The sequence below is a fragment of the Endozoicomonas arenosclerae genome, from assembly GCF_001562015.1.
Classification (GTDB): Bacteria; Pseudomonadota; Gammaproteobacteria; order Pseudomonadales; family Endozoicomonadaceae; genus Endozoicomonas_A; species Endozoicomonas_A arenosclerae.
Window position 1 is genome coordinate 1 of record NZ_LASA01000156.1, and the last position, 11,230, is coordinate 11,230.

Annotated in this window: 16 protein-coding genes; 5 read left to right on the top strand and 11 right to left on the bottom strand. The window is 47.1% G+C overall.

Features of this window, described 5'->3' with window-relative positions:
* The coding region (locus tag WG89_RS23640) for a hypothetical protein (RefSeq protein WP_062260213.1) at positions 1–201 on the top strand (201 nt) is incomplete at its 5' end.
* A gap of 27 nt (positions 202–228) precedes the next feature.
* On the opposite strand, the gene WG89_RS23645 is transcribed toward WG89_RS23640, so the two are convergent.
* From WG89_RS23645 to WG89_RS23660, 4 genes are all read right to left on the bottom strand, one after another.
* Entirely contained in the window at positions 229–459 is a 231-nt protein-coding gene (locus tag WG89_RS23645; protein WP_062270173.1) for a carbonic anhydrase family protein, read from the bottom strand.
* Positions 460–696: 237 nt separating this feature from the next.
* Positions 697–972: a TehB family protein gene (locus WG89_RS23650; RefSeq protein WP_062270174.1), complete on the bottom strand. Its 276-nt coding sequence runs from the start codon at positions 970–972 to the stop codon at positions 697–699.
* A 223-nt stretch (positions 973–1,195) separates the two neighbouring features.
* The gene (locus tag WG89_RS23655) at positions 1,196–1,840 is read right to left on the bottom strand and encodes a class I SAM-dependent methyltransferase (protein ID WP_062270175.1); all 645 of its coding nucleotides are present in this window, start codon (positions 1,838–1,840) and stop codon (positions 1,196–1,198) included.
* Positions 1,841–1,905: 65 nt separating this feature from the next.
* On the bottom strand, positions 1,906–2,907 hold the full coding sequence (locus WG89_RS23660; protein WP_062270176.1) for a LacI family DNA-binding transcriptional regulator: 1,002 nt from the start codon (positions 2,905–2,907) through the stop codon (positions 1,906–1,908).
* 247 nt (positions 2,908–3,154) lie between these two features.
* Between WG89_RS23660 and WG89_RS23665 the strand changes: the two genes are divergently transcribed.
* Positions 3,155–3,571: an MEKHLA domain-containing protein gene (locus WG89_RS23665; RefSeq protein WP_245662969.1), complete on the top strand. Its 417-nt coding sequence runs from the start codon at positions 3,155–3,157 to the stop codon at positions 3,569–3,571.
* Here WG89_RS23665 and WG89_RS23670 read toward each other — a convergent pair.
* Positions 3,549–4,184 carry a lysoplasmalogenase gene (locus WG89_RS23670; RefSeq protein ID WP_062270178.1) on the bottom strand — a complete coding sequence of 212 codons (636 nt, stop codon included), beginning with the start codon at positions 4,182–4,184 and terminating at the stop codon, positions 3,549–3,551. The genes WG89_RS23665 and WG89_RS23670 overlap by 23 nt on opposite strands.
* A 96-nt stretch (positions 4,185–4,280) precedes the next feature.
* A complete protein-coding gene (locus tag WG89_RS23675; protein ID WP_062270179.1) occupies positions 4,281–4,793 on the bottom strand; it encodes a 2-thiouracil desulfurase family protein in 513 nt (170 codons plus the stop codon).
* A gap of 105 nt (positions 4,794–4,898) precedes the next feature.
* Here WG89_RS23675 and WG89_RS23680 point away from each other — a divergent pair, with 105 nt between their 5' ends.
* Positions 4,899–5,270 carry a NirD/YgiW/YdeI family stress tolerance protein gene (locus WG89_RS23680; RefSeq protein ID WP_062270180.1) on the top strand — a complete coding sequence of 124 codons (372 nt, stop codon included), beginning with the start codon at positions 4,899–4,901 and terminating at the stop codon, positions 5,268–5,270.
* Here WG89_RS23680 and cysQ read toward each other — a convergent pair.
* Entirely contained in the window at positions 5,267–6,115 is an 849-nt protein-coding gene (gene cysQ / locus WG89_RS23685; RefSeq protein ID WP_062270181.1) for a 3'(2'),5'-bisphosphate nucleotidase CysQ, read from the bottom strand. The genes WG89_RS23680 and cysQ overlap by 4 nt on opposite strands.
* On the bottom strand, positions 6,108–6,680 hold the full coding sequence (gene nudE / locus WG89_RS23690; protein ID WP_062270182.1) for an ADP compounds hydrolase NudE: 573 nt from the start codon (positions 6,678–6,680) through the stop codon (positions 6,108–6,110). The genes cysQ and nudE overlap by 8 nt, the downstream gene beginning before the upstream one ends.
* A 252-nt stretch (positions 6,681–6,932) precedes the next feature.
* Between nudE and yrfG the strand changes: the two genes are divergently transcribed.
* Both yrfG and hslR read left to right on the top strand, forming a co-directional pair.
* The gene (gene yrfG / locus WG89_RS23695) at positions 6,933–7,586 is read left to right on the top strand and encodes a GMP/IMP nucleotidase (protein ID WP_062270183.1); all 654 of its coding nucleotides are present in this window, start codon (positions 6,933–6,935) and stop codon (positions 7,584–7,586) included.
* Positions 7,587–7,671: 85 nt separating this feature from the next.
* Positions 7,672–8,088, top strand: coding sequence for a ribosome-associated heat shock protein Hsp15 (gene hslR, locus WG89_RS23700; protein ID WP_062270184.1), 417 nt, complete (start codon positions 7,672–7,674; stop codon positions 8,086–8,088).
* A 48-nt stretch (positions 8,089–8,136) separates the two neighbouring features.
* Here hslR and WG89_RS23705 read toward each other — a convergent pair whose 3' ends face one another.
* From WG89_RS23705 to WG89_RS31345, 3 genes are all read right to left on the bottom strand, one after another.
* The gene (locus tag WG89_RS23705) at positions 8,137–9,630 is read right to left on the bottom strand and encodes an aldo/keto reductase family protein (protein ID WP_079254013.1); all 1,494 of its coding nucleotides are present in this window, start codon (positions 9,628–9,630) and stop codon (positions 8,137–8,139) included.
* 162 nt (positions 9,631–9,792) lie between these two features.
* Entirely contained in the window at positions 9,793–10,107 is a 315-nt protein-coding gene (locus WG89_RS23710; protein WP_062270186.1) for a Rieske (2Fe-2S) protein, read from the bottom strand.
* Positions 10,108–10,220: 113 nt separating this feature from the next.
* Positions 10,221–11,230, bottom strand: a 1,010-nt coding sequence (locus WG89_RS31345) for a hypothetical protein (protein ID WP_172806906.1), incomplete at its 5' end; no start/stop codon positions are given.

Below are 11,230 nucleotides of genomic sequence, written 5' to 3' on the forward strand. Positions count from 1 at the left end.
TACCGCTATGAAAACATGATGACCCCTTACGAAAAGTTCCTGTCACTGAAGGAACCAGAACAGTACCTGAAAGAAGGGATTACACTGGACCAACTAAAGGACAAAGCGGAAGCCATGACCGATAATGAAGCGGCCAGAAAGCTGCAACAAGCCAGAGAAATCCTGTTTCAATTAGTTCATGAGCGACAAGCCGAGGGTTAGGTAGTAGTACCTGCCTTCAGGCTCATTTCAGGATTGGAAAATACTGTAGTTAATTTCAAGAGGCTTGAGATCCGCTTCGATAAAATGATCCAGATTAATGGGCGACTGGTTCTTACCCGTCTTGCAGAGTTCATATTTATTGCTGAGATCGCCCCAGTATTCAGGGCCTTCCGTTCCACCATAAGACCAGGATGATCCAGCTGCAAGAACCGTTGTTGAGGAGGCACAGAGAGCCGCCGCGAAAATGAAATGTTTCATCGCTTTCCCGTTGTTATTGCATTGTTGTTGAAAACTATAGAAGCAAGATTCAGCAGTACAAGAGCCAAACCTGTCAGAGGATTGTGCTTAATATTAAGGCGGTTGTCATTTTTTTCAATGCATCGAAAAAAGTAACACTTCTTCGGCACTATCTTAAGATTATTTAACGACAATAGACGTTAATATCCTGGAGATGTTTCAGAAAGATGTGTTCTGCTTAACTAGCATTGATTATGTCTACTTGTAGAACTCTACAAAGCAGGAGACAGGCCCATCCAACTCCAGATGATGCTCCTGTTCAGGCTCAATCACCCACTGCTCTCCAGATGAGAGCTTGATTTTTTCAGCGCCTTCCTGCTCAGGGCAAAAAATGACTGTACCTTCAAGAACCTGCAACAACCCCCAGACCCCCTGTTTGGTTCTGTGGGTTTTAAGCAGGCCTGCGGGTATTGAATCCTGGCTGAAAACCGGTGTCTGTTTATAGGCAGCGACATGGTCAGGTAATGTGCTCATAGAGCTATTCCTTCAGTGTGAATGGATAACAAAATGTTAGACTAGAACCCAGCGATTGATTTCACAGGTGTATCTCATGCCTCATTTACGTTTCAGTGGCCTGAACACAACGAGTGTTCAGAGTTGGGTAAGAATGAGGCTCTGGATGTCTGCGTTCGATTCAGTACTTTTGACCCCAAACTCTATTATGAAAATGGCGAACACTTTTAAAAGCAGGTCATTGCTAAACCTTCGCCTTAATTCCTTCTGCCACTTTGGATGGCAATGGGCCATCAGACCGTTGAAAGCTCTGAGCGTAATCAAAACCGGATTGATTCAGTAGTTCAGTCACTTCTGTCGTGGAATAGAGCTGAAATACCTGTCTATCCAGGTTAAGCGAATCCAGTGTTTCTGCGTCCCTGAAGCCTATCACCAGCTTCCCGCCCGGCTTGAGCACTCTATAGAGCTCCTTGAGTTGCTGCTGAGGGTTCGACCAGAAATAGATTGTATTGACCGTACAGAGTTTATTGAAAGAATGGTCAGGGAAGGGCAAATGAGTACTGTCTGCAAGTATTAACTGAACTTGTCCTGAAGTGATGCCGCTCTGATTCAGCTTGCTGGCGCTTTGCAACATAGTGCGAGAAAAATCGATGCCGTAGATTCTACAACCAGGGGCAGTTTCTAAGAGTGCCTTGATCAGGCTGCCAGGGCCAAAACCAACTTCCAGAACACAATCTGTTTCCGTAATTTCCATGTGACTCAGCACCATTCGATTCAGAGCTTCATTCCCTTTTCGGAACAGATAACTCATCAAATAGCGGCCAAAGACGCCCTCAGGCTTACGCGCCTGCCTGGAGAAAAAGCCAGAGGGAATGAGCTTCAGGAGCATGCTTTTCCAACCGTTAATAGAACATCGTTCTTCTGATATCGGCAGTCCGGAAGCTCATAAAACAATCAATAAGTGATCAAGTCAGGCATGATCACTCTTTTCTGTTGCTCAAGTTCTTCCTTCAGAATCTTGGCTTCCAGAATACGATAGGCTTCCAGTGCCAACTCTGTTGCATTCTGGCGAACAGAAAAGACTTTATTGGGCAAAAAGCCCAGCATGGCATGATCATCAAATGAACCAATCAGCATGTCATGGGGAATCCCACCATGCTCTTTCTTCAGGTATTCAAGACACCCTTCGAGAACAGGCAGTGCAGAGGTTACCAAGGCTTCAGGTGCTCTCCCCAGGCTTTTGTATAACTCAGCCATCTTTTGATAACCATGACTTCTGCTGATTCTTCCGGCATAGAGCACATTCTTGTCCAAGAGAGAGTAACCCTCTTCCTTCAGCCCTGCTTTCAATCCTTCAAGTCTGTCCTGAATGGTTGGCAACCAGTCATCCGCCCCCATAAAGGTCAGGTTTCGCCCTTCCAGCTGTCGGGCCATTTTCCGTCCAAGCAGCTTTGCACCGTCCAGGTTATTGGTTGAGACAACGGCTATATCAGGAGTACCAAAATCCCGATCCAAAAATACAACAGGCTTGCCATGATTATTTTCCATAAGCTCGCTCTGTCTTTCACGGTAACTTGAAGTCACAAAGAGCCCATCCACACTTCGATAGATGAGGTTCTCAACTACTTGTTTCTCAAGCTCGGCCTCATCTCTTGAACAGACAGTGATCAGCTGATAACCGCACTCTCTGCAGCGTATTTCCAGAGCCTCGGTCAGCTGAGAGAAGAAGGGGTTGGTCAGACGGGGAACCACCAGTCCTAAAGTCTGCGTTTTCTGCAGTTTAAGACTGCGGGCAGTCTGATTGATATAGTAGCCATGCTCATCAATAATGGACTGAATTCTGGCTCTGGTCTTTTCACTGATGCGATATTTCTTGTCCTGGCCGTTAATAACCAGTCGCACCGATGTGACCGAGACGCCTGCCAACTTAGCGATCTCATCAATAGACTTTGCCATGAAAAGCCTTCATCAAGGTTGCTATTAAAAAAATAAAAAACAGAATCCTGATTCAGTTTAGGCTCTTTTTTCTATTTTGCTTCACTGCAATCGCCTGTCACACCAAGGCTGCGTGTACAATTCATCCCTGACAGACAGCTAACTCCATGCAGAATTATTATTTCTGGTCGATCGACCATTCCTTTATCCATCAGGGCTAATTATGACCTCTCTTCAAAATTCCTTTCTCCAGCAACGGGGGCTGCTCATGGCTACCAGCTACTTCAAGCTGACCTCAGAGCTGCTCTGTGGGCTGCCGTTGAATGATCCTGAGCTGGGTAAAAAGCTTTACGAACATTCATCGGTTCTTTTATCCCACGGGACAGAAAATGACCCTGTCTTCTGTTATGGCAACCAGACTGCCCAGTCTCTTTTTGAAATGGACTGGAGCACGCTTACTCAACTGCCTTCCAGACACTCCGCAGAGCAACCTAACAGGGAAGAAAGAGCTCGACTCCTAAAAGAAGTGACTGAAAATGGCTTTATCAGCAACTATTCCGGTGTTCGCATTTCCAGCACCGGGCGCCGGTTTATGATTGAACAGGCGCTGGTCTGGAATCTTTATGATGCGCAGGGTGAATACAAGGGTCAGGCCGCCACATTCAGTGACTGGACCTTTCTTTAAGTGCACCTTCAATGATCAGAATCTGGGCACAATAATAGGTCAACATGACAAGAAGGCCAGCAGCAGGCAGCGCTACTACAAACTTGTTGATAGCCAACAAGGTGTCTGACAGTGCGAAGGTCAATGCCCCCAGGAAAAGCCATCCCAGGGGCTTATGGCAAAGAGCAGCACCCACTACCATAAAGCTGATGGCCAGCAGATAAATCACGACGGGACCCATCATGGAGCCACTGAATGGCACGACTACCAGTGCTACACAGGCGGCCACAGGCAGAAAAGCAAAGGCATATCGGTTGCGTGAGCCGTTCATGACGCGATGACGCCAAAACAGGGTGGCATAAGTAAGCTGAGCAATCAAAAAGCTGCCGAGCCCTACCATAAAGCTCTGATCCAGATACTCCGGTAGCGCCAAAGCCAGGTCTCCCCCCGCTGAAAACAGTAGAGCCATCAGTAACCCGGGCTTCCACTTTGGCTCAGCCTTCAAAACGACCAGAGCCATCAAGAGAAAAACAGGTAAGGCTTTCAGGAATGCTCCGGTTAAACCCGAAAGAGAATCCATAAAAATCAGATAACCCAAGGCAGAGCAACCCAGAGCGATGCGAAGGATAAGCATAGAGACAACTCACTGTTATTGTTGTTTTGAGTCGGTAGAGTGACCGATAGTAGCACTTGTGCCGGCTTGAATCAGCTCATCACTATCGGGTTTCTATCAAAGGGTCACACTCATGAGTTGCTGCTCAATCCTGCTTAGACATTGATGGGCTTCCTCACATTGGAATTGACTGAACACTTTGACACCATGTCTTTCCAGAAAAGCCGAGGTGACCCCCTGACCGGCAATCTTTCGCCCGGAAAAAGAACCATCGTAGACCTTTGAGCTGCCACATGAGGGACTGCCTTCGGTCAAAATAGCAATTTGAATATCGTATCTCTGGCATAACTGGAGTGCTTTTTTAGCACCCGCCAGAAAAGGCTTGGTGACATTCTGGCCACATTCGGTTTCCACTTCTGCAGAACCATCAATGACACAGCCAGCAAAGCCTTCAACAATTTCTGCCGGAGGTCTGGGCACAGGCAAGCCACCTTCCAGCTCAGGACAGATAGAAACAATACGCCCTTCTTTATGCCACATTTTCAGCCAGAAATGATCCGCTGTTTTGGCTTTGCCGTTATACCGAACCGGATCACCCAGGAGACAGGCGCTCACCAGTATTTTTTGCACAATAATTTGACCTTGAAAGCTCGATTAAAAAAGTAAACTTACGCCAGCTTCAGAGAGCCATCCGCTAGTCTATTCTGAACAATAGACAGTCAAAGGATGATTTCAATGAAAGGACTCTTTTTCTGCGGTCTCTGTTTGTTGTCCCTGCCCGCCTTTTCAGAAAACTATTTCCCTCTCCCCTCTCCTGCAGCTTCTGCAGATACTCATGCCTATAAAAAACAGAGCATCGATCAGGTGATTGAAAAAGGGGATGATGAAGAGCTGGTCAGGCTCTCCGGCCAGATTATCAAAAAGCTGAAATGCTCTACTTACCTGTTCAGGGATAAAACCGGAGAGATCCAGATTAAGATCGAAAACGATGACATTCCTCAAAAAGGTCTGCTCTTCGGCTCCCCTACGATCATTAGAGGTGAGGTTATGAAGGACCCTAATAAACCCACCGTGGTAGAAGCCGACAAAATTCGATACGTATTTTAAAGACCGATTAAAACGATAGGGTTCCAGATCTTCCGCCAGTTTTGGGAGCGATCGCCCACGACCAGAAAATCGGAATTAAGCAGGCTTTCCTTGAAGTTGTAGGAAAAACGCTTGCCATGAGGGTCCAGCAGCAAACCTCCAGCACCTTCTACCACGCCCTGAGCGGCAGCCGTATCCCATTCTGACGTAGGACCAAGCCGTGGATAGAGATCCGCCAGACCTTCAGCAACGTGACAACTTTTCAAAGCACTGCCAACCGGTCTCTCTTCCAGATTGGGATAGATCGCCTTCAGTTTCTCGGCAAAGGCTGCAGCCCTCTCTGTCCGGTAGCTTCGACTTCCCAGAGTAACTGCTTCTATTTCTGGCTGAAAAGGGCGCGGAGCGATGCTGACTGTTGGCCCGTCATCAGTTTGCTTGAAAGCACCAAGGGACTTTCCACCCCAGTAAGTCGTATTCTCTGTGGGCACATAAACCACTCCAAGCACCGGATAGCTTCGACCATCTTCTGACTTTTCCATCAGAGCAATATTGACAGTGAACTGGCCGTTCCCATTGATAAATTCCTGTGTGCCATCCAATGGATCCACCAGCCAGTAACGCTGCCACTGACTGCGAACCGTATAATCAGAATGCTCCGATTCTTCCGAGAGAATAGGGTACTGGACATCCAACGCCTTAAGACCCTGCTCAATGACTTCGTTGGCCTTCAGATCAGCCTGAGTGACAGGGGTTTTGTCAGACTTGTGCTGAATACCCAGATCATCCTGATGATAAATTGTCAGGATGGCTTCTCCAGCCTGTCGGGCAATTTCCTTCAAAGCCTGAATCTGTTGATCGTCAAACATCAGGGGCCTCCAGCCATCCGGCTTGAATTTTCTCTCTTACCAGAAACAATGTTGCCAATGCCCTGGCTTCCGAAAAATCAGGTCTGTCATTCAATTCCAGCAAGCGGTCAAAGGACCACTCAACCACTTCCAGAGGTTCGGGTTCATCTCCCTCAAGCCTCTCTTCATAGAGATCCCAGGCTACCATGGAGTGAATTCGGCTCTTCATGTAGTTAGGGGACTGGGTAAACTCACTCAAGTGCTTCCATTGATGGGCGCCATAGCCTACTTCTTCTTTTAGCTCCCGGTTCCCGCCTTCTTCCAGAGTTTCACCCGGTTCCACCAGCCCCTTGGGCAGGGTCAGCTGATAGTCTTCCGTACCACCGGCATATTCACGGATCATCAAAAAGCGATTATTGTCCAGTAACGGCACCACCATGACAGCTTTGTGTCCAGTGCCAAAAGTGCCCAGCCTTTCATAGGTTCTCTCAACACCGTTTGAGAATTTCAGTTCCAGTTCTTCTATTCTGAACAGGCGACTGCGTGCAATTTCACGACACGCTTTGATGACCGGTTTTTCTGACATGATTCCCTGCCTATTTTACAGCCGTTTTTATACATACGTCGATGTACACTCAATTCACTCAGCCTTGCGCCAATAATATAAAGCTATGAGTGGACAATAGCACTGATTAACAGGCAGCCATGGGCATAAGTACAGCCTGCTCCAAAATTTAGTAAAGACTGCATAGCCCGATAAAAGCTGCATTATGATAGAAAGATTGCGGTTCAGTAGCGGGTTGAGTCATGATGGCCACAGAAAAAAGTCGAGGTGATTATGATTAACTGGAAGGCTATAGATACCGTGCTCCTCGATATGGATGGTACCCTGCTGGATCTCCACTTTGATAACTACTTCTGGATGGAGTACGTACCCCAAAAATATGCAGAGAAGCACAACATCTCCATAGAGCAGTCGAAAGATGAACTGCACCCACGTATGGCTCAAACCTATGGCAAGCTGGACTGGTATTGTCTGGACTACTGGGCCAGAGAGCTGGATCTGGATATCGTAGCGCTGAAACATGAAATTGCTCATCTGATCAGCTTCCGACCGGATGCCGACAGTTTCCTGCAAAATATCCGCGACCGGGGCAAAAAAGTGATCATGATCACCAATGCCCACCGGGACAGCCTGTCGCTGAAGCTGGAAAGACTTTCCATGGCCCACTACTTTGACAAGTTAATCAGCTCCCATGATTACGGCTACCCCAAGGAAACCCAGGCTTTCTGGCACAACCTGGAAGCCGATATAGGAACGGATAAGGAGCGGGCCCTGTTCATAGATGACAGCATCCCGGTTCTGGATTCTGCCAGAACTTATGGCATTGCCCATTTGCTGGCAATCCGCTACCCGGACAGCAAGCAGGGCGCCAAAGACACCGGTCAATATCAGGCTGTTGAAGACTTTCGTGAGCTTATTAGGCTCTGATAAGCCTTGAAAAATAGTTTTCTTGCACCAATGTCTGTAGTAACGGCTGCTGAAAACTATTTTTCTTTCGCTATAAGCATGTGTAATGAATCAAGACAAACAGAAAAAGTCAGACAAAGTACGCCTGGACAAATGGCTCTGGGCTGCGCGCTTTTATAAGACCCGCAACATTGCCAAGGAAGCCATTGAAGGCGGCAAAGTGCACCTTAACGGTCAGCGCTGCAAACCCGGCAAGGAACCCAAAGTGGGTGATGAGCTGAAACTGCGTACTGGATGGGACGAAAGGGTTGTGATTGTTCGCGAGCTCTCGGACAAACGTCAGAAAGCAGAACTGGCACAGCAGCTCTACGAAGAAACTGCCGCCAGTCTCGAGTCCCGAGAAAAAGCTGCAGAACAACGTAAAGCTATGCGAGGCACTATGGCCCCAAGGCCAGATCGCAGACCTGACAAGAAGCAGAGAAGGGATATTCTCAAGCAGAAATCTCACCTCGGGGAACCATAAAACCATGACAGACGTACACGACTTTTTGCGTACGTCTGCCAGCACATTTTAGTCGCCAGAGGGCTTGAGAAATAACTCCCTGACGGACAGAAAATCCTCATAGCTGAGTAGACTGGAGCCGCTGTTCAGGTCGTCTTTCATATGTTGCTCTGATGTTGTTCCACTTAAAACCATCACCCCCATCCGCAGCGCCATCTGAAAAACCACCTGTGCTGTTGTCAGCTTGTACTTCGCCGCTATTTCCTTCACTTTCTCTGGCGCTGAGGAATCCCAGCCTGTTGCATTCAACAACGAGAATGCTTGATAAAGGATGCCGTGATCACGGCAGAAGCGCCGAACTTCTGCATCAAAAGTACGGTGACAACAACGATTCTGAACAAAAGAGGGCTTTATGCTTGCCTGCTGGTATAGCGACTGGAGGTTTTCAATGGAGGTATTACTTACACCTATGTAGCGGACCTTACCTTCATCCACCAGCTTTTCCATGGCTCCCCAAGCCTCCAGAGTATCTACTTCAAAGTAATAAGGGCTGTGTAATACCAGAGAGTCCAGCCTGGTCTGATTAAACTTGGTCAGGGAGGAATCCATAGACTGCCTGACCTGCTCTGCTATAGAAGCACTGGCATCATAAGCTGAAGGGTCATCCTGCGCGGGTGAGAATTTGGTTTGTATGAATGCGGCTTGTGGAGAAACAGTTGAACAAGTACGTTCTCCATCACAGCCTTTATCACAGGGAGGTTGAGCCTTGAACTTCGCCAGCCCGATACCGGCAGAGGTTTCATTGTAATGTTTGATCATATTGGCAGAGTCGAGCCCTTTGAACCCTTCGTTCAATGCCTCTATGACGAAATCTTCGGTTTTTTCTTTTTTCCAGGCTGTTCCATAAAGCATGTGAGGCACAACACCACCCTCAAGAACAATGTCGTCCAATAATGGAGGTTCATGGACGATGAAAACATTCGGACTGCCAGAGACCAACGGTCGATTCTCGAATAATACCTTGATGTCGACGATGTAAATGCCTTCGGATTTGAACAAACCCAAGCCCTGACCCAGATAAAGGATGAACCCTTCCGGGTTTCCAGACACATTTTCAGCATAGAGAAGTGTGCCAGGCATCAACCATTCTTCAGTAATGGCTGTATTCAAACTAAAGCGGCTGTGCTTCGACAGCCACTCTTCAGTAATACTCACATCAGAGAGGGAGTGTTCTGCACCAGAAGACGTCAGATACCCGACAATGGCTTGAACAGTTGACTTAGGAAGCGGTAAAGGAACTTTTAATCCTTTCTCAGTTTGTCGATAAATCGCTAGAGGTGTCTCAATGACAGCTGAGTCACCGTCTTCAGATAAACGAATTCTCTTCTGTCCATTGAGCTGCAATGAATAGACGTTAATGTTTCTATCAACCAGCTTCACCCAAACCGGGTCATGGGTAATCATCAACTGGTTGACGGGAGGATGATCGTCGGAGAAGAGTTGCAAGGAATAAGCCAAGCAATAAATAACGATTATGCGGGCAAACAACCTGGTGAGCATCATCTCTATCTTCGCCACTTTATTCAAAGTAAAAATAAATTAGCATTAATTATTAGAGTTGATGCTCCAGTTATAGCGGGGACTTCGAGATATTTTGGCATTCCTGTCGTCTATGACTCAGCCCGCTCGACAGAGCAATCAAAACATCCCCCTTAGTTTTTTATTTCATAAAAGGTACACAATCCCCTTCTCGACTGTGCTGGGAATAGAGGTCAACCTGTCCCCCGGACAGGGGCCTGCCACACACTCTCCTGAATCGATTAAAAATAATGCTCCGTGTGTCGCGCATTGAATCAGTCGTTTTTCACTGTCCAGAAAGCGATCCTTCTGCCACTCCAGGTTGATACCAAAGTGTGGACAGCTGTTTTCATAGACATACACTTCATCATTCTGGCGAACAACAAAAATGGAACCTTTTTCCGTCTCGAAGCCTTTGCTTCCAGGGTTTTCAATATCACTAACAGCACAGAGTTCCAACAAGTGTCCACTTCCTGAATGAATAAGAGGCTTTGAGAATTTCGCTACGACAGGCTCAACGTTTTCTCATGATGAAGGGAAAGCTTATATCAGACTTCCGTCTGAGAGTAGATCGTTCAGCTTACCAATGGAGGAGAGGAGGGAGGCTGTTTCTTCCGTTTCTTTTTTCTCATGGCATTGGATCGCTGCAGTGGGGATGACTCGAGCTTCATTTCCGAAGGAAGCTTTTCCATTGGATCATCCAACATGCGCTCAAGCTTCTCCATAGAATCCGGTAGTTTTCCTTTCTCGGCCTGACGCGCAACCGTAAGCAGTGGGCGACTTAACTCTTTCAATTCAGGCGCTTCAGCCAGATTTTTCAAGGCATCCGCCAGCGAACTTTTATCTTGTAACCTGAGCTCCGTTTGCAGTAGCAGAGTTTCAACTTCATCCTGTTCAAGGTGCTTTTCCCAAACGGGAGTGATCACTGAAGTAAAAAGATCAGACAATTGCTGCTGATCCAGAATACCGTCCAGATCTTCTCTTTTCAGTGATGAAAACGCTTCATCCAAATCATCTACCAGTTCAGTATCGTAGCCAGAGTCATTACTATCACTCACCTCACTGTCTACGTCAGAAATATTAGAATCAAGGCGAGTCAGCCTCATAGCCTCATCAAGCTGTTGGGTATGATCTTCCAGCTGTTGCTCAAGCTTACGAGCCAACAGTGAGAGCTCCGGGGTATCCAGAGCATCCAGTTTTTCTTTTATTTTAGCCAGTTCAGGCGGTAGATCTTCCGGTGTCAGAGTATCTTCAGGATCTTCTTCGTTGCGGGAATCCAAAACCTTTTCAACCAATTCATTCAGCCCAGAATCCTTCAGCATGGCCTCCAACTCTTCCTCGGTAAACAAAGATTCCTGTTTATTCAGATCCATTTCACCCAGTATTTCGTTGAGTACTTTTATGACTTCAACATCCTCTGAACCCATATCCTCTTCGATCGCCTTGATCGTCTGCAATTCAGCGTCTGTTAAAGTGCTATCAGGAAGTAATAGCTCAGGGTAAATTTCTGCCAGCAACTCCCGATCTTCAGGTGACAAACTCAAAGTATCTTCTCGATCCAGCTCTGCCAGCATCTCATCCACAC

Bases quoted from the DNA above. Each gene is read 5' to 3' on its own strand.
- WG89_RS23645 (WP_062270173.1), bottom strand. From the start codon at position 459: ATGAAACATTTCATTTTCGCGGCGGCTCTCTGTGCCTCCTCAACAACG.
- hslR (WP_062270184.1), top strand. From the start codon at position 7,672: ATGAATCAAGACAAACAGAAAAAGTCAGACAAAGTACGCCTGGACAAA.
- WG89_RS23670 (WP_062270178.1), bottom strand. From the start codon at position 4,184: ATGCTTATCCTTCGCATCGCTCTGGGTTGCTCTGCCTTGGGTTATCTG.
- WG89_RS23660 (WP_062270176.1), bottom strand. From the start codon at position 2,907: ATGGCAAAGTCTATTGATGAGATCGCTAAGTTGGCAGGCGTCTCGGTC.
- yrfG (WP_062270183.1), top strand. From the start codon at position 6,933: ATGATTAACTGGAAGGCTATAGATACCGTGCTCCTCGATATGGATGGT.
- nudE (WP_062270182.1), bottom strand. From the start codon at position 6,680: ATGTCAGAAAAACCGGTCATCAAAGCGTGTCGTGAAATTGCACGCAGT.
- WG89_RS23705 (WP_079254013.1), bottom strand. From the start codon at position 9,630: ATGATGCTCACCAGGTTGTTTGCCCGCATAATCGTTATTTATTGCTTG.
- WG89_RS23655 (WP_062270175.1), bottom strand. From the start codon at position 1,840: ATGCTCCTGAAGCTCATTCCCTCTGGCTTTTTCTCCAGGCAGGCGCGT.
- WG89_RS23680 (WP_062270180.1), top strand. From the start codon at position 4,899: ATGAAAGGACTCTTTTTCTGCGGTCTCTGTTTGTTGTCCCTGCCCGCC.
- cysQ (WP_062270181.1), bottom strand. From the start codon at position 6,115: ATGTTTGACGATCAACAGATTCAGGCTTTGAAGGAAATTGCCCGACAG.
- WG89_RS23650 (WP_062270174.1), bottom strand. From the start codon at position 972: ATGAGCACATTACCTGACCATGTCGCTGCCTATAAACAGACACCGGTT.
- WG89_RS23665 (WP_245662969.1), top strand. From the start codon at position 3,155: ATGGCTACCAGCTACTTCAAGCTGACCTCAGAGCTGCTCTGTGGGCTG.